This is a genomic window from Actibacterium naphthalenivorans, assembly GCF_014196965.1.
Classification (GTDB): Bacteria; Pseudomonadota; Alphaproteobacteria; order Rhodobacterales; family Rhodobacteraceae; genus Actibacterium_A; species Actibacterium_A naphthalenivorans.
Genome location: NZ_JACIEQ010000001.1, coordinates 818,727 through 834,566 on the forward strand (window position 1 = coordinate 818,727; position 15,840 = coordinate 834,566).

General features: G+C 65.4%; 17 protein-coding genes. 12 read left to right on the forward strand and 5 right to left on the reverse strand.

The genetic code is table 11. The features are described from left to right. Positions 1-11: 11 nt before the first annotated feature. Positions 12-911: a fatty acid desaturase gene (locus GGR17_RS04010; protein WP_054537991.1), complete on the reverse strand. Its 900-nt coding sequence runs from the start codon at positions 909-911 to the stop codon at positions 12-14. A 102-nt stretch (positions 912-1,013) separates the two neighbouring features. On the opposite strand from GGR17_RS04010, the gene GGR17_RS04015 reads away from it, so the two are divergent. Further along, the gene (locus GGR17_RS04015; protein ID WP_054537990.1) at positions 1,014-1,874 is read left to right on the forward strand and encodes a helix-turn-helix domain-containing protein; all 861 of its coding nucleotides are present in this window, start codon (positions 1,014-1,016) and stop codon (positions 1,872-1,874) included. Positions 1,875-1,891: 17 nt separating this feature from the next. On the opposite strand, the gene GGR17_RS04020 is transcribed toward GGR17_RS04015, so the two are convergent. Next, positions 1,892-2,935 (reverse strand): aldo/keto reductase, encoded by a 1,044-nt coding sequence (locus GGR17_RS04020; RefSeq protein ID WP_054537989.1) that lies wholly within the window; start codon positions 2,933-2,935, stop codon positions 1,892-1,894. A gap of 75 nt (positions 2,936-3,010) precedes the next feature. Further along, positions 3,011-3,613 carry a hypothetical protein gene (locus tag GGR17_RS04025; protein WP_157445502.1) on the reverse strand — a complete coding sequence of 201 codons (603 nt, stop codon included), beginning with the start codon at positions 3,611-3,613 and terminating at the stop codon, positions 3,011-3,013. 218 nt (positions 3,614-3,831) lie between these two features. Between GGR17_RS04025 and GGR17_RS04030 the strand changes: the two genes are divergently transcribed. The 5 genes from GGR17_RS04030 (at position 3,832) to metG (ending at position 10,160) form a co-directional block, all read left to right on the forward strand. After that, on the forward strand, positions 3,832-5,250 hold the full coding sequence (locus GGR17_RS04030) for a calcium-binding protein (protein ID WP_162231804.1): 1,419 nt from the start codon (positions 3,832-3,834) through the stop codon (positions 5,248-5,250). A gap of 96 nt (positions 5,251-5,346) precedes the next feature. Beyond that, positions 5,347-6,576, forward strand: coding sequence for an MFS transporter (locus GGR17_RS04035; protein ID WP_054537986.1), 1,230 nt, complete (start codon positions 5,347-5,349; stop codon positions 6,574-6,576). 87 nt (positions 6,577-6,663) lie between these two features. After that, a complete protein-coding gene (locus GGR17_RS04040; protein ID WP_054537985.1) occupies positions 6,664-7,419 on the forward strand; it encodes an SDR family NAD(P)-dependent oxidoreductase in 756 nt (251 codons plus the stop codon). 176 nt (positions 7,420-7,595) lie between these two features. Next, entirely contained in the window at positions 7,596-8,348 is a 753-nt protein-coding gene (locus GGR17_RS04045) for an SDR family oxidoreductase (protein ID WP_054537984.1), read from the forward strand. 93 nt (positions 8,349-8,441) lie between these two features. Next, positions 8,442-10,160, forward strand: coding sequence for a methionine--tRNA ligase (metG, locus tag GGR17_RS04050; RefSeq protein ID WP_054537983.1), 1,719 nt, complete (start codon positions 8,442-8,444; stop codon positions 10,158-10,160). A 40-nt stretch (positions 10,161-10,200) separates the two neighbouring features. On the opposite strand, the gene GGR17_RS04055 is transcribed toward metG, so the two are convergent. Next, a complete protein-coding gene (locus GGR17_RS04055) occupies positions 10,201-10,890 on the reverse strand; it encodes a hypothetical protein (protein ID WP_157445501.1) in 690 nt (229 codons plus the stop codon). Positions 10,891-11,130: 240 nt separating this feature from the next. Between GGR17_RS04055 and GGR17_RS04060 the strand changes: the two genes are divergently transcribed. After that, on the forward strand, positions 11,131-11,358 hold the full coding sequence (locus GGR17_RS04060) for a hypothetical protein (RefSeq protein WP_054537981.1): 228 nt from the start codon (positions 11,131-11,133) through the stop codon (positions 11,356-11,358). A gap of 19 nt (positions 11,359-11,377) precedes the next feature. On the opposite strand, the gene GGR17_RS04065 is transcribed toward GGR17_RS04060, so the two are convergent. After that, positions 11,378-11,626 (reverse strand): accessory factor UbiK family protein, encoded by a 249-nt coding sequence (locus GGR17_RS04065; RefSeq protein WP_037205035.1) that lies wholly within the window; start codon positions 11,624-11,626, stop codon positions 11,378-11,380. A 97-nt stretch (positions 11,627-11,723) separates the two neighbouring features. Here GGR17_RS04065 and lgt point away from each other — a divergent pair, with 97 nt between their 5' ends. From lgt to GGR17_RS04090, 5 genes are all read left to right on the forward strand, one after another. Further along, the gene (lgt, locus tag GGR17_RS04070; RefSeq protein ID WP_054540301.1) at positions 11,724-12,611 is read left to right on the forward strand and encodes a prolipoprotein diacylglyceryl transferase; all 888 of its coding nucleotides are present in this window, start codon (positions 11,724-11,726) and stop codon (positions 12,609-12,611) included. Beyond that, positions 12,608-13,672: a class I SAM-dependent methyltransferase gene (locus tag GGR17_RS04075; RefSeq protein WP_054537980.1), complete on the forward strand. Its 1,065-nt coding sequence runs from the start codon at positions 12,608-12,610 to the stop codon at positions 13,670-13,672. The genes lgt and GGR17_RS04075 overlap by 4 nt, the downstream gene beginning before the upstream one ends. Further along, complete coding sequence (pgeF, locus tag GGR17_RS04080) at positions 13,669-14,424, forward strand: peptidoglycan editing factor PgeF (protein WP_054537979.1); 756 nt, start codon at positions 13,669-13,671, stop codon at positions 14,422-14,424. Before GGR17_RS04075 ends, pgeF begins: the two co-directional genes overlap by 4 nt. A gap of 159 nt (positions 14,425-14,583) precedes the next feature. Beyond that, positions 14,584-14,742 carry a hypothetical protein gene (locus tag GGR17_RS04085; RefSeq protein ID WP_157445500.1) on the forward strand — a complete coding sequence of 53 codons (159 nt, stop codon included), beginning with the start codon at positions 14,584-14,586 and terminating at the stop codon, positions 14,740-14,742. 306 nt (positions 14,743-15,048) lie between these two features. Continuing rightward, complete coding sequence (locus tag GGR17_RS04090) at positions 15,049-15,840, forward strand: Hint domain-containing protein (RefSeq protein WP_054537978.1); 792 nt, start codon at positions 15,049-15,051, stop codon at positions 15,838-15,840.

Below are 15,840 nucleotides of genomic sequence, written 5' to 3' on the forward strand. Positions count from 1 at the left end.
CGAGGGCCGTGCTAGCGCCGCCAGAGCGGATGCGGCACCGGATCTTTCGCCCGGAACAGAAAGCGGCGGAACACTTCGGCGTAAGAGCGAAAGCGATAGCCCTCGTTGCGGCCGAGATAGCGGCCCGGATCCCCGGCATAAAGCCGGGGCAGCCGGTACCACGGCACCGCGGGGTGCATGTGATGCACCACATGCAGGTTGTTGTTGAGGAACAGAAAGGCCAGCGGGCCCCGGTCTTCGATGATCACGGTGCGGCCGCGCACCCGCTCATGCGCCTGATGTTCCAGAAAGGTGCGGATCTTCAGGATCGACAGGGCGATATAGGTGGCCAGCAGATAGGCCGGAACCGGCATCGCCGCGCCCCGCAGCCAGAACAGCACCAACGCCACCGCCGGGATGTGCCACAGCCAGCCGGCCAGCACCGACCGGTCGCCCGACCGGATCGCGCGCAGGTCCGCAGCCATGAATGCCGCCTGCCCGATCACCGGCCCGATCAGCAGCCGCCCGGCAAGGGTGTTGTTCGCGCCAAGCACGGCCTGCACCGGGCGCGGCAGACGCTCCCACCGGCCCGGATCCAGATAGTTGGATTCCGGGTCGTCATACGGATCGGTCAGGATTGCGTCGCGGTGATGTGCCAGATGGGTATCGCGGAACCGCAGATAGGGCACGCAAAGCGACAACGCCGGAAACACCAGCGCCGCGCTCAGGGTGCGGTTGCGGAACGGGTGGCCGTGGATCACCTCGTGGCTCAGCGATGAATGCAGCACGATGGCCAGGGCCGTGACACCAACACCGAGCGGCAGCCACAGGTCGGCCAACCATGTGCTGCCCAGCCCCCATGCGCCATAGCACAGGCCTGCAAGCGCCAGCGTGGGCCATTCGGCCAAGCCGCGAAACCGTTGTTTTTCCATCGCTTCCCCCGTTCGGAACAGCTTGGGGATAGCGGGCGATGCTGCGGCTGCACATTCCAATAATGGTTACCAAATTTTCATAATTGCTGTATTTGCTTACCGATGGTGATCAAAATCGACAAAAACACCCGCGCCCGGCTGCTGCGCACCCGCCTGTTGGCCGCGATGGATCTGCGCGGCACCAGCCAAAGCGCGCTGGCCCGCGCGGCGGGGGTTGATCGCTCGACCATTTCGCAACTGCTGACAGACAGGGCCGCGCGGCTGCCCAACGCGCAGGTGGTCGGGGAATGCGCGGCGGCGCTCGGCGTGTCGGCCGATTGGCTGCTCGGCCTCAGCGACCGGCCCGAAAGCGCGGCAGACCTTCTGGCCACCAGCTTTGCCATGACAAAGGCCCAGCGCGCGCTGATCGACGAGCAGATCTTTGAATGGCACCGCGAGGCGGCAGGCTACAAGATCCGCCATGTTCCGGCCGGGCTGCCCGACATGCTGAAAACGCATGAAGTGCTGCGCTGGGAATATCGCCCCCATCTGGGCCGGACCACCGAACAGGCCATCGGCGCCTCAGAAGACCGGCTGAACTGGATGCGCGGGGCGCGCTCCGACTATGAGATCGCGGTGCCCCTGCACGAGCTGGAAAGCTTCGCCCGGGGCGAAGGGTATTATCGCGGCCTGCCCGCCGATCTGCGGCGCGCGCAGATCGACCGGTTTCTGGCCCTGCACGACCAGCTTTTCCCGTCGCTACGGCTGATGCTGTTCGATGCGCGGCGGGTGTTCTCGGCCCCCGTCACCGTCTTCGGCCCGATGCTGGCGGTGTTTTACCTCGGGCAGAACTATCTTGCCTTCCGCGATACCGAGCGGGTCGAGGCGTTCACCCGCCATTTCGACGGGCTGGTGCGCGAGGCCACGGTTTCGGATCGCGACTGGCCCGGGCATCTTGCAACGCTCCGGGCCGAAATCACCTGATCACACGCGCCGGCCCGTCAGAACGGCATCGGATACGCCATGCGGGCGGCGGCGATATCCTCCAGCACCTCCTGGCCCAGCGTCAGCTCCGCCGCGCCCAGAACGGTATCCAGCTGCGCCAGCGAGGTGGCGCCGATGATCGGGATCACCGGATAGGGCCGCGCCATCACAAACGCGATCGCCATCTGCACCGGGTCCAGCCCATGCGCGTTGGCGATGCCCATATAGGCCGAGACGGCCTCCCACACAAAAGGCGTGACGCGCCCGCCCAGCGTGGCGCTGCGCGCGCGGCGGGTGCCTTCGGGCGTCACGTCGCCCGCGTATTTGCCGCTCAGAAGCCCGTTGGCCAGCGGCGAATAGGCCAGCAGCGTCACATCCTCGTTCACGCCAAGCTCTGCCAGATCCAGATCGTAAAGGCGGCACAGCAGCGAATACTCGTTCTGGATGGATTGCACGCGCGGCGCGCCCTTCGCCTCGGCCAGACGCAGCCATTCGGCCGTGCCCCACGCGGTTTCGTTCGACAGGCCGAACTGGCGCAGCTTGCCTTCCTGAACAAGGGTCTGAAGCGTATCGAGCGCCTCTTCCATATGCGCCAGCGTCTCGGCGCGATCCTGCTTCGACGGGTCATAGGCCCATTGCTGCCGAAAGTGATACGAGCCCCGGTTCGGCCAGTGAAACTGATAGAGGTCGATCACATCGGTCTTCAGCCGCTTCAGCGATGCCTCGACGCATTCGGTGATGCTCGCACGGCTGATCGGGGCGCCGTCCCGCGTGGCCTTGCTGCCCGCGCCGGTGATCTTGGTGGCGATGATCACCTCGTCGCGGCGGCCGGTGCGGGCGAACCATTCGCCGATGATCTCTTCTGTGCGGCCCACGGTTTCGGGCAGCACGGGATTGACCGGGTACATCTCTGCCGTGTCGATGAAGTTCACGCCGCGATCAAGTGCCATGTCGATCTGCGCATGGCCTTCGTCCAGCGTGTTCTGGTTGCCCCAGGTCATCGACCCCAGGCAGATCTCGGAAACCTCAAGACCGCAGCGGCCGAGTTTGACTTTTTGCATGGGATGCCCCTGAATATCCACGTTCCGGGCGCACAGTTATTGCCGCCGCGCGTCAGGGCAACCCTTAAAACAGGATCAGCGCAAACTGATGTCCACACCAAGCAGCAGGCTGGTGCCGATACCGGGGTAGTGCTTGACGGCCGTGCCAAGGGCGGCCCGGCTGCGGGCCAGCACCGGCAGGTCGACCCCGGCCCCGACCGCGAAGAAATCCTGATGCTCGGTGATCTGCCCGCCGGTATCCAGCAGCGCCGAGGTCAGCGACATGTCCGCGCGCGCGATCCGCCGGCCGGCCCCGGCGGACAGATACCCGGCCAGCTTTCCCCCCAGGGGTTGTCGCAGCCGCAGGCCAAGCTCGGCCTCCAGGGATCTGGATCGCAGATCGATGTCGATCGGATCGGTCAGGATGTCGATCCCCTCCGGCAGCACATAAAGGCTCTGGCCATAGGCGAAGGCCACCCGCCCTTCGACCGCCAGTCGCGGCGTTACCGGAAGCGTGGTCACCACGCCAAGCGAAACCTCGGACGAATGGCGGATGTCGTAATCGACCGAGCCGCCCAGAGAGACCGGCCCCACCCCGCCCTGCCCGGTTCCACCTGTCGTCGCCGAGGGCTCCGCCGAAGGCGTGGATGCCGGCGGCAGGGCCAGAAACCGGCGCGCTGTTTCGTCCAGAAGCGCCAATGAATAGAAAATATCCTCACCGTTTCGATATCCGAAAACCGGGGCGGTTTTCGCATCTGTTACCAGCGGATGCCCGCACCCGCCCAAGCCGAACGATAGAATGAAAAAAACCAATCCCAGATGCCAGATACGATGATCCTCCCGGCCAAACCGCTTTCCCTTTTGTCAAAAACTCATAGAGTTCCGGCGCGATGCTTGATGTTCCCAAAGGTACCGAAATGACAACTGCAAATTTCACCTCCGCGTTTTTCAATCTGCTCGACACACCCCCAGATCTGGCCGCTGTCGACAATTTCGCACTGGATCATCAGGCCGCGCTTGATGCGCTCGACGATCAGGTTTCCGCCTCTGGCTGGACACCGACACAACTGTCGGCCTCCAGGATCGTCCTGTCTTCCGGCGCGTTCGATCTGACCATCAGCGGCAGCGGTATCTCCCCGATTTCCAGCATCTCCGAACTCGAAGACGCGATCTTCGCCGGCCTCGCCCAGGGCACGTTCGACGGCATATCCGTCACCCGTTCGGGAACCGAAATCCTGTCGTTTCAGATGTCTTCGTCCGCCTACACGCTAAGCTCGGGCAATCAGAGCTTTCAGGTCGACGGCGCGCTGCTCAACAGTTTCGCGCAGTTCTATGCCCTCGTCGGCGCGCTCAGCATGCTGTCGGACATGGCCAACCTGTCCAGCCAGGAGCTGAACAGCATCTACACCACGCTCGATGACTATGCCATCAGCGGCGTTTCCATACTGGACGGCGGCACAGAGCTTGCCGCGCTGAGCCTGACCCCCACGCAGCTTGGCGTGACACTCGACGGCTACAGCCTGACGGTGGATGGCACCGCGCCCGAGGATTTCGCGGAAGTCGTCGAAATCGCCCAGGCGTTCGCCACCGGCGCGGTTGACCTGACGACCATTCCCAACCTCGCGGTCGACGGCATCACCTTCAAAGACCCCGATGGAACCACCCTGGCCAGGATCACCGGCCCGATCGAAAACGAGGCCTCTTTCGACAATGCCACGCTGAAGGTCGACGGCGTGAAGGTGCCCGACATCTGGCTGTCGGAAGATCTCGTCTTCAATGGCGGCAACAGCGGCGAGCGTGTCTATGGCCTGCATGGCAAGGATCGCATCTCGGGCAATGGCGGCGGCGACGAGCTTTTCGGCCTGTCGCAGAACGATCTGCTGCGGGGCAATGGCGGCAATGACAAGCTTTTTGGCGGCGGCGGGGCCGATCGCCTGGAAGGCGGCAACGGCAAGGACCGGCTCTATGGTGACAACGGCACCGACAAGCTCGACGGTGGCGCCGGCAAGGACAAGCTGTTCGGCGGCGCCAAGCGGGATGTTCTGTTCGGCCGCGGCGGCGATGACCTGCTGCGCGGTGATGCCGGCAACGACAAGCTGTTCGGCGGGGCCGGCGCGGATACGTTCTTTTTCAGCAAGGGCGACGGCAAGGACACGATCAAGGACTTCACCCTCGGCGAGGATCTGATCCAGATCGGCAGGGGCGCGTCTCACATCGGCCAGCTCGACTTCGACAAGAGCGGCAGCGACGTGATCATCAGCTTTCGCAATGTCGAGATCACGGTCGAGGATATCAGGCTCGGCCAGCTCGACGATGTGGACAACTTCCTGTTCTGATCCGGCCCCGCACATGCCACGGGCGAACAGAGCAAAACGACATCGCATGTCGAGAACGGGCCAGCCCGGCGCAAACCGCCGGGCTAGCACCCCCGCATGCGCCTGATCATCTCCTTCGCCGCCCTGCTGCTGTCCGCGGCCCTGCTTCAGCTCTCGTCAGGCGCCGTCGGGCCGCTCGACGCGCTTTCGGGCCTGTCGCTCGGCTTTACCACCGCCCAGGTCGGGCTGCTCGGCTCGGCGCATTTCTTCGGGTTCTTCATCGGCTGCTGGTGGGCGCCGCGCCTGATGGGGTCGGTCGGCCATTCGCGCGCCTTTGCCGCCTTCACCGCTGCGGGGGCGATCGGCCTGCTGGCGCATATGATGCTGGTGGATCCGCTGGCCTGGGCGCTGATGCGGGTGGCGACGGGCCTGTGCATCGCCGGCTGCTACACGGTGATCGAGGCCTGGCTGCAGGCCAAGGTGACGAACGAGACGCGGGGCCGGGCCATGGGCATCTACCGGCTGGTCGATATGGGTGCGGCGCTTTGCGCGCAGCTCATGATCGGCATTCTCGAACCGGCCGCCTATGTGTCATACAACCTGCTGACGATCGTCTGCTGCGCGGCCCTGCTGCCGCTGGCCCTGACCACCGTGCGCCAGCCCGAAACACCCGACACGCCGCGGCTGCGCCCGTGGCTGGCGGTCGAACGCTCGCCACTGGCCGCGGCGGGGGTGGTTGTCTCTGGCCTGTCCAGCGCCGCGTTCCGCATGGTCGGGCCTGTCTATGGCCAGGAGGTGGGCCTGGCCGCCAATCAGATCGGCCTGTTTCTGGCCGTTTACGTGCTGGGCGGCGCGCTGGCGCAATATCCGATCGGCTGGCTGGCGGATAAATACGATCGCCGCTGGGTGCTGATCTGGCTGTCGGTCGCGGCCACGGTATCCTGTGCCGTCAGCACCGCCGCGGGCGGCGTGGGCACGGTTGGCGTGTTGCTGACGGCGGGCCTGTTCGGGATGAGCACCTTCCCGATCTATTCGGTCGCCGCCGCCCATGCCCATGACTTCGCCGAAAGCCACGAACGGGTAGAGCTTTCGGCCGCGCTGATGTTCTTCTATGCGGTGGGCGCCATCGCGTCGCCGCTTGCGGCATCGGCGCTGATCACCCGGTTCGGCCCTTCCGCGCTGTTCCTGCTGATCGCGGTGGGGCATATCGTTCTGGTCGTCTTCGGCCTGGCCCGGATGCGCGTGCGCCCCACGGTCGAGACGCGCACGCCCTATGTCTGGTCGCCGCGCACTTCTTTCACCGTCGGCCGCCTGATGAAAGGCAGCCGTGACCGGCACGAGCCGTAGGGCAAACCGGCCCCCGCCTGCCCTTGCTCCGGCCCGGCGCATTCCCCATCTGCACTATGGGAACGCGGTGCAATTTGGAGATGTGACATGGACATCCGTTTTGACGGCAAAACCGGCATCGTCACCGGCGGCGGCTCTGGTATCGGCGCGGCGATCGCGCGGGAGCTTGCCGCCTCGGGCGCGACAGTGATCGTCGCCGACCTGAATGAGGCCCACGCCCAGGAAATCGCCGATGAAATCAAGGCCTCGGGCGGGGCGGCGCTGCCCGTTGCGGTGGACGCGGCCCGCCCCGAGACCGTCGAGGCGATGATCGCCTTCGCCGTGGAGCAGACCGGCGCGCTGCACTATCTGGTGAACAACGCCGGGATCGCCGGGCCGGCGGATCTGGTGGCGGACTATCCGCTCGACGGCTGGCACAAGGTGATAGACATAAACCTGAGCGGGGTTTTCTACGGGCTGCGCTTCGGTCTTCCCGCGATCGAGGCGGCCGGTGGCGGCGCGGTGGTCAATATCGCCTCGATCCTGGGCAGCGTGGGCTTTGCCACCGCCGGCGCCTATGTCGCCGCCAAGCACGGTGTCGTCGGTCTGACGAAAAACGCGGCCATCGAATATGCGCCCAAGGGCATCCGCGTCAACGCGGTCGGCCCGGCCTTCATCCACACCCCGATGGTCGATGACACCATGTCCCCCGAACAGCTGACCGCGCTGGCGGGGATGCACCCGGCCGGGCGGCTGGGCACCCCCGAAGAGGTGGCCGGGCTTGTCGCCTTCCTGCTGTCGGACAGGGCCAGCTTCGTCACCGGCAGCTATCACCTGGTCGATGGCGGCTATACCGCGCAGTAAGCCTGCGCGCGTGAGGGGGCCGGGGGCACACCGCCTCTGGCCCTTTGCGCCCCGGAACTTGTGATTTCGCACCCCCCCGGCGGCCCATCCCGCCGAAGCCGCAAGATCCGGGTCGAGCGGCATAATCGCCCGCTTTAGGTGTAGGCCATCCCGATCTGTGGAGCATGGAGGCACCAATGCAGTTGGCAGGAAAAACCATCATCGTCACGGGCGCAAGCAGCGGTATCGGCGAAGCCGCCGCGAAACTCTTCGCCGCCGAGGGCGCCAATGTCGTGCTGGGGGCGCGGCGCGGTCAATTGCTCGAGACACATGCCTCCGAAATCATCCGCGCGGGCGGAAATGCCGCCGTTCTTGCCGGCGATGTCGAGGATGAAGGCTACGCGGAAGCGCTTGTCGCGCTGGCCCGGCGCCGGTTCGGCCGGCTGGACGCCGCCTTCAACAATGCCGGGATCACCGGAGAGATGAGCCCCATCCCCGCGATGGCAACCGAAACCTGGGACCGCGTGATCGGAACCAACCTGACCGCCGCCTTCTATGCCGCGAAATATCAGGTTCCCGCGCTGCTTGACGCGGGCGGGGGCTCGATCGTGTTCACCTCCTCCTTCGTCGGCCACACGGTCGGGCTGCCGGGCATGGGCGCCTATGCGGCGGCAAAGGCGGGCCTCATAGGCCTGGCTCAGGTGCTGGCGGCAGAGCACGGGCCACAGGGGCTGCGCGCGAATACATTGCTGCCCGGAGGCACACTCACGCCGATGGCGGGCGATGACCCGTCCTATCATGACATCGTGCGCGGCCTGCATGCCCTCAAACGCATGGCGAGCCCGAAGGAAATCGCGCAAGCGGCGCTGTTTCTGGTCTCCGACGCGTCGTCTTTCGTAACCGGCACCGCGCTGATCGCCGACGGAGGCAACTCCATCAGCAAATTCTGAGCGGCACCGCGCGGCGCCCGGTACACGCCCTCTGGCCCTTTTTGCATCGCGGCGTTAAACGGGACGGCAAACCGGGACAAAGGCATACCCCACATGGCACGCATCCTCATCACCTCGGCCCTGCCCTATATCAATGGCATCAAGCATCTGGGCAATCTGGTCGGCTCGCAGCTTCCGGCCGATCTCTATGCCCGCTACATGCGGCAGCGCGGCCATGAGGTGATGTTCATCTGCGCCACCGACGAACACGGCACCCCCGCCGAACTGGCCGCCGCCAAGACGGGCGAGGATGTGGCCGAGTATTGTGCCCGGATGCATGACGTGCAGGCCGAACTGGCCGAGGGCTTCCGCCTGTCGTTCGATCACTACGGGCGCTCGTCATCGGCGCGCAACCACGCGCTGACCCAGCATTTCGCCGGCAAGCTGGCCGAAAACGGATTGATCGAGGAGGTGAGCGAAAAGCAGGTCTATTCCCACGCCGACGGCCGCTTTCTGCCCGACCGCTATATCGAGGGCACTTGCCCCAACTGCGGCTATGACAAGGCGCGCGGCGATCAGTGCGAGAATTGCACCAAACAGCTCGACCCGACCGACCTGATCAACCCGCGCAGCGCCATTTCCGGCTCGACCGATCTGGAGGTGCGCGAGACCAAGCACCTCTACCTGCGTCAGTCGCTTCTGAAGGACGAAATCGACCGGTGGATCGACAGCCAGACCGACTGGCCGATCCTGACCACATCCATCGCCCGGAAATGGCTGCATGACGGTGACGGGCTTCAGGATCGCGGCATCACCCGCGATCTGAAATGGGGCGTACCGGTGAAAAAGGGCGATGCGGACTGGCCCGGCATGGAGGGCAAGGTCTTCTACGTCTGGTTCGACGCGCCGATCGAATATATCGCCGCCACCGCCGAATGGGCGGATGCGAACGGCAAATCCGATGCCGATTGGGAACGTTGGTGGCGCACCGACAAGGGCGGGAACGACGTGCGCTATGTGCAGTTCATGGGCAAGGATAACGTGCCCTTCCACACGCTGTCTTTCCCGGCCACGATCATGGGCTCGCGCGAGCCGTGGAAGCTGGTCGATTACATCAAGTCGTTCAACTACCTGAACTATGACGGCGGCCAGTTCTCGACCAGCCAGGGGCGCGGTGTGTTCATGGATCAGGCGCTGGAGATCCTGCCGGCCGATTACTGGCGCTGGTGGCTGCTCAGCCATGCGCCGGAAAACTCCGACAGTGAATTCACCTGGGAAAACTTCCAGGCCAGCGTGAACAAGGATCTGGCCGACGTGCTGGGCAATTTCGTGTCGCGCGTCACCAAGTTCTGCCGCTCCAAATTCGGCGAGGCGGTGCCCGCGGGCGGCACCTTCGGCCCGGCCGAAGAAGCGCTGATCGCTGATCTGACCCCCCGCATCCGCGCCTATGAGGCGCATATGGAGGCGATGGAAATCCGCAAGGCCGCGGGCGAGCTGCGCGCGATCTGGGTCGCGGGCAACGAATACCTGCAGTCGGCGGCGCCCTGGTCGGCCTTCAAGACAGATCCCGAGACCGCCGCCGCGCAGATCCGCCTGGCGCTGAACCTGATCCGGCTTTACGCGGTGCTGTCGCGCCCGTTCATTCCCGATGCCGCCGCGTCGATGCTGGCCGCGATGCAGACGCGAGATGACAGCTGGCCCGATGATGTGCCGGCCGCGCTGGCGGCCCTGCCCTCGGGCCATGCGTTCACCGTGCCCGATGTCCTGTTCCGCAAGATCACCGATGAAGAGCGTGAAGGCTGGCAGGAAAAATTCGCTGGGGCGCGCGTTTGAAAGCGCCCCACCTGAATCACCTGTCCGAACCGCGCGCCCCTCACGCCCCCTGAACGAAGCTTCCCAGCCAGACGACACGGCCCAGAAACTGCACCCTCTCGTGCTCTGCGCCGATCAGAACCCGCGCGATGGCCTGCGGCCCGTCACCTGACAGAACCAGAATGCTCCGGTTCTGCCAATGCGCCCGTGCCAGCGCGGTTTTGCCATTCTCGACATAACACCACAGCGCCGGCCCGCCCGTGCGCCGCGCCGCCTGATCGACCAGCGCAAGCGGCCTGTGCCCGCCCGTCGGATCGGCGATCAGAAGATCGGGCGCGACAAAGCTCAGGGTATCGGGCGCGAGCTGGCGTTCCGTCAGCCAGTCACCCGAAAATGCCACCGGCCCCATGCCCCGCCGGCCCGCCATCCGGTGCCAGGGAAAGGGCAGAAACCCGGCGCGCAACGCCTCGGGCCCGGCGAACCCCGGCGCGCCGGAGCCGTCATCCTCGGCCACACCGGGTGTGGGCGCGGCCGGCCCCCCGAATTCCACGGGAATCGCCAGATATTCGAACAGGCAGACCAGACGGTCAAAGCTCGGGATGCGCCCGGCGCGGATATCCCGGATCAGCCCGTCATGCCCCACAACATCCATCGACGCCCGCCGGGCAGACACGCCCTGACGCTGCAACCCGTCTTCGACGAGGTCGCGTATCCTTGCGCCCAGCGCAGCAGATTTTGCGGAGTTCAGCATCATTTCGCCGAAGAATGGCACGCGTTTCAGGACGTTTAAATCTGAATGCGACGGTAAGGCAAATTTATCTTGACTTATCGAGATTTATTCATCTTAAGCGGAAACAGACCCGTTACCGAATCCCGCTCTGGCTGTCGACGCGGCACCAACCCATGCAACAAACAAGCCGTTTATTTATGATGAATGTTTTAGTCGAGCCGCAGCGGGCCCGCCCTCGCCCTCCCCGCAAGGGCAAGCCCGATGCCTAACACCGCCACACGCTTCCGCAGGCTGATCGCGATGGTGGCCGCGGCCGAGAACCATTACCAGCGCATGCACAACAGCACCGACGGCAGATCGCGCGACATCGCGATCGCGGCCTATTCCCGCGCGCTGGAGGATATCTTCGATGAACTCAGGCTTATGCGCCAGACCGGCGCGCTGGCCACACTGGAGGCGTTGCTGGAAACCCGCAATGACAGGGGCTAGCGGAAAATCCGCGCCACGCTCACGCCTTCGCCGCAGCCTCCAGCGCGTCCAGCCGGGCTTTCAGCGCCTCGTTCTCTTCACGGGCTTTCTGCGCCATCGCGCGGGTGGCGTCGAATTCTTCACGGGTCACGAAATCACGCTCGGCCAGCCAGCGGTCGATCATCCCCTTGAACGCGGTCTCGGCCTCGTCCTTTGCGCCCTGCGCCACACCCATGGCGTTGGTCATCAACTGGGACATATCGTCGAAAAACTTGTTGCGGGTCTGCATCTGCGCCTCCGGCGTTACATTCTCCCCTTATATGGGCCGCGCAGGCGCGAAGCTCAAGCTTGACTTCGCCGTGGCGCAAAGCACAAGAAAGGCCATCATGCAGGCAGTCCTGAATTTCCCGAACATCAGCCCCGAGATCTTTTCGATCTCCGTTTTCGGCATCGAACTTGCCCTGCGCTGGTACGCGCTGGCCTATATCGCGGGGCTTTTGCTGGGCTGGCGGCTCGTGGTGCGGCTGGTCAAGACCGACAGGCTCTGGCCCGGCGGCCGCGCCCCGATGGGCCCCGAGCAGGTCGAGGAATTGCTGACATGGGTCATTCTGGGGGTGATCCTCGGTGGGCGGCTGGGCTTCGTGCTGTTCTACAAACCCGGCTATTACCTGCAGAACCCGGCCGAAATCCCGATGCTGTGGCATGGCGGCATGGCGTTTCACGGCGGGCTGCTGGGGGTGATGGTGGCGCTGATCCTGTTTTGCCGCAAACACGGCATCATGCTGCTCTCGGCCGCCGATGCGCTGGCGCTGGCCACGCCGCCGGGTCTGTTCTTCGGGCGGCTGGCCAATTTCATAAATGCCGAACTCTGGGGCCGGCCCAGCACCGTACCCTGGGCCATGGTCTTTCCCGGTGATCTTGCCGCGCAATGCCCGCCGGGCTGGGAAGGCCCCTGCGCCCGCCACCCCTCGCAGCTTTACGAGGCGGGGCTGGAAGGGCTGGTGCTGGGCGCGGTGCTGCTGGTTCTGGTCTATCGCAGCGGCTGGCTGAAGGTGCCGGGGCAGATCACGGGCATGTTCTTTATCGGCTACGGCATCGCGCGGTTCTTCGTCGAGTATTTCCGGCAGGCGGATTATCAGTTCATCACCCCGGACAATCCGATCGGCTTCGCCCTGCACTGGCACGGGATCGGCGTGACGATGGGCCAGCTCTTGTCGCTGCCGATGGTGGCGCTGGGGATCGCGCTGATCATGATCGCGCGGCGCCGGGCGTGACCCCGCTCACCGATCTGCTGATGCGGCGCCTCGCGGCGACCGGGCCGATCACGCTTGCCGATTACATGGCCGAATGCCTGCTGCACCCCGCCCATGGCTATTATGCCACACGCGATCCGTTCGGCGCCGGCGGCGATTTCACCACCGCGCCCGAGATCAGCCAGATGTTCGGCGAAATGCTGGGCCTGTTTCTGGCCCAGGTCTGGATGGATCAGGGCCGCCCGGCCCCTTTCACCCTGGCCGAGCCGGGGCCGGGGCGCGGCACGCTGATGGCCGACATCCTGCGCGCCACGGCAAAGGTGCCGGGCTTTCATGATGCCGCCCGGGTGCACCTGATCGAGGCCTCCGCCACCCTGCGCGAGGCCCAGCGCGACAGGCTGGCCACGCACGCCGTGACATGGGCCGACAGTATCGCCGCCCTGCCCGAGGCCCCGCTTTTCCTCGTGGCCAACGAGTTTTTCGACGCGCTGCCGATCCGCCAGTTTCAGCGCGACAGCGCCGGCTGGCGCGAGGTGCAGGTGGCGCAAGACGGCCAGCGGCTGACCTTCGCCCTTGGCGCGCCCGCACCGCTCGCCGCGCTGGACCATCGGCTGGCCGACACCCGGCCGGGCGACGTGGTCGAGCTTTGCCCCGCCGCCGCGCCGATGATCGGCGAATTGGCCCGCCGCATCGCCAGGCATGGCGGCACCGCGCTGATCATCGATTATGGCGGCTGGCGCTCTCTGGGTGACACGCTGCAGGCGCTGAAAGCGCATCAGCCGGTCGATCCGCTATCACATTCCGGTGAGGCCGACCTCACCGCCCATGTCGATTTCGAAGCTCTTGCACGGGCCGCCACCGGCGTTGCGCATACAAACCTGACACCTCAGGGTGTGTTTCTGGAGCGGCTGGGGATTACCGCCCGCGCGCAGGCGCTGGCAGGGGCGCTGAGCGGAACTGCACTGGAAAACCACGTCGCCGCACATCGCCGCTTGACCCACCCACAGGAAATGGGAACGCTCTTCAAAACAATCGCCCTGACACCAAAGGGCTCTGCCCCCCCACCCGGATTCACGCCATGACTTTGGAAATCCTCACCTCAGACGCGCTATCCCCGCTGCGGCACGGCTTCTTCACCCGGCGCGGCGGGGCCTCTTCGGGCGTGTTTCAGGGGCTGAACTGCGGTCAGGGCTCGTCCGATCAGGCCGAGGTGGTGCAGATCAACCGGACCCGCGTGGCCAGCGCCATGGGCGTGGCGCCCGAGGCGCTGATCTCGATCCATCAGGTGCATTCGGCGGATGTCGCCGTGATCGAGGGGCCGCCGGACGAAAAGCCCCGCGCCGACGCGCTGGTGACCGCCACGCCCGGCCTCGCGCTGGCGATCCTGACGGCCGATTGCCAGCCCGTTCTGTTCGCCGACGCGCGCGCCGGGGTGATCGGGGCAGCCCATGCCGGGTGGCGCGGCGCGCTTGGCGGCATTCTGGAAGCCACGCTCGACGCGATGGAGAGGCTGGGCGCCCGCCGCGCCGATACCGCCGCCGTCATCGGCCCGACCATCAGCCAGCGCGCCTATGAGGTCGGCCCCGAATTCCTCGAGGCGTTCCTGGACGAAGACCCGGCCTATGGCCGCTTCTTCTCGGGCGGCAACGGCGACCGGGTGCAGTTTGATCTGCCGGGCTTCGGCCTGCACCGCCTGCGCGAAGCCGGCGTCGGGCAGGCGCAATGGACACGCCATTGCACTTACTCAGACCCCGGCCGGTTCTTCTCTTACCGGCGGGCCACTCATGCGGGCGAAGTGGATTATGGCCGGCTGATTTCCGCGATCCGGCTGTAGCGGGCGCGCGATGGCCGCCACAATTCCATCCTGTCATGACCACGAAAGGACACAACCAAAGCCACATGTCTGCCAGATTCCCCTGTCAGGTTCATCTCATTCGGTCAGTCACGGCCGGGGGACACAGACATACCGCTCAAGCCCCGCAAAGGGGCAGCGATGACAGACCAAGGAGTGCGCAAGATGAAAGCCAAACGCCGTTGGATGAAATGGATCCTCGAAGACAGCGCCAAGGCCGAGACGCAGCTGCCCTGGGCCCGGGCAACCCGGCCGGCGCGCGCCCGCGCCATCGCACCCCGCAAAGCCGCGCGCGCCTGAAGCCGCGCAGGCAGGGCCAGAGCGCCCCGCGAAACATCGACCTGCCCCCGTGCATCACGCGCGGGGTTTTTTGATTCGGGCGATCTCCGTTTCCAATCTCGCCGAAATGTGGCAGTTCTTGCGAAGCATCGGAAACAATCCCGCCACTGAACCCTGCATTGGCGCCAAAGCGCGCTGAAATCACAGGAAGTTTTTGACAGTCCGTTAACGATTGGTGCAAATGGTGACGTAACGGTAACGAATGTCCTCTGCAAGTACTTCGGTGGGGGCCGAAGCAGATGTGACCAGACCTGAAGGACTGATCGCATGGGTTATCCCCACCAGACCGCCGCGGGTATTGCGGCATCCCGGGCCATGAAAGGCTCTCTTTCGCCAGCTCGTTCCGACCGGCGGCCTCCGCGCGCAACGCCTCTTACGCGCCGATATGAGGTTGCCGGTCTGACGCGCTCCGGCGCCCTGATCGATTTCACCAGCGTCGCCCCCGCGACCCCAGCCTTCGAAGAGGCATTCGCCGCCTTCGCCCGCGGCACGCTGATCGCCACCGCCGACGGTCCCGTCGCGGTAGAGGATCTGATACCCGGCACGATGATCGAAACCGCCGACAACGGGCCGATGCCGCTGCTCTGGGTCGGCTCGATGATGATCTTCCCCAGCCTGCCCGACGTCGCCGAAGACGCGGTGCGCCTGATCCGGGTGACGGCCGACAGTTTCGGCCTGGCCCGGCCCGCGCATGACCTGGTGCTTGGCCCCCGCGCACGGGTTCTGTTCCGCCACACCGGCTGCAAGCAGATGTTCGGAACCCGCTCGGCCTTCGCCCCGGCACGCAGCTATACCGACGGGGTCAACATGGTGTCCGTCCGCCCCGCCGCGCCGGTGCGCGTCTACCATCTGGTGCTCGATGGCCAGCAGATCCTGCTTGCCAACGGCATCGAGGTTGAAAGCTATCACCCCGGCACCCCCGCCGATGTGATGGTCGATCTGGAGATGCGCGAGCTGTTCCTGGGGCTGTTTCCCCATGTCCGCAACCTGACCGACTTCGGCCCGATGCACATCCCGCGCCTGACGGAGCATGAGTTCGAAGGGATGCGCGCGGCCTGA

Excerpts from the sequence above, each read along its gene's own strand:
- GGR17_RS04010 (WP_054537991.1), bottom strand. The coding sequence starts at position 911 with ATGGAAAAACAACGGTTTCGCGGCTTGGCCGAATGGCCCACGCTGGCG.
- GGR17_RS04015 (WP_054537990.1), top strand. The coding sequence starts at position 1,014 with ATGGTGATCAAAATCGACAAAAACACCCGCGCCCGGCTGCTGCGCACC.
- GGR17_RS04020 (WP_054537989.1), bottom strand. The coding sequence starts at position 2,935 with ATGCAAAAAGTCAAACTCGGCCGCTGCGGTCTTGAGGTTTCCGAGATC.
- GGR17_RS04030 (WP_162231804.1), top strand. The coding sequence starts at position 3,832 with ATGACAACTGCAAATTTCACCTCCGCGTTTTTCAATCTGCTCGACACA.
- GGR17_RS04035 (WP_054537986.1), top strand. The coding sequence starts at position 5,347 with ATGCGCCTGATCATCTCCTTCGCCGCCCTGCTGCTGTCCGCGGCCCTG.
- GGR17_RS04040 (WP_054537985.1), top strand. The coding sequence starts at position 6,664 with ATGGACATCCGTTTTGACGGCAAAACCGGCATCGTCACCGGCGGCGGC.
- GGR17_RS04045 (WP_054537984.1), top strand. The coding sequence starts at position 7,596 with ATGCAGTTGGCAGGAAAAACCATCATCGTCACGGGCGCAAGCAGCGGT.
- metG (WP_054537983.1), top strand. The coding sequence starts at position 8,442 with ATGGCACGCATCCTCATCACCTCGGCCCTGCCCTATATCAATGGCATC.
- GGR17_RS04055 (WP_157445501.1), bottom strand. The coding sequence starts at position 10,890 with ATGCTGAACTCCGCAAAATCTGCTGCGCTGGGCGCAAGGATACGCGAC.
- GGR17_RS04060 (WP_054537981.1), top strand. The coding sequence starts at position 11,131 with ATGCCTAACACCGCCACACGCTTCCGCAGGCTGATCGCGATGGTGGCC.
- GGR17_RS04065 (WP_037205035.1), bottom strand. The coding sequence starts at position 11,626 with ATGCAGACCCGCAACAAGTTTTTCGACGATATGTCCCAGTTGATGACC.
- lgt (WP_054540301.1), top strand. The coding sequence starts at position 11,724 with ATGCAGGCAGTCCTGAATTTCCCGAACATCAGCCCCGAGATCTTTTCG.
- pgeF (WP_054537979.1), top strand. The coding sequence starts at position 13,669 with ATGACTTTGGAAATCCTCACCTCAGACGCGCTATCCCCGCTGCGGCAC.
- GGR17_RS04085 (WP_157445500.1), top strand. The coding sequence starts at position 14,584 with ATGACAGACCAAGGAGTGCGCAAGATGAAAGCCAAACGCCGTTGGATG.
- GGR17_RS04090 (WP_054537978.1), top strand. The coding sequence starts at position 15,049 with ATGGGTTATCCCCACCAGACCGCCGCGGGTATTGCGGCATCCCGGGCC.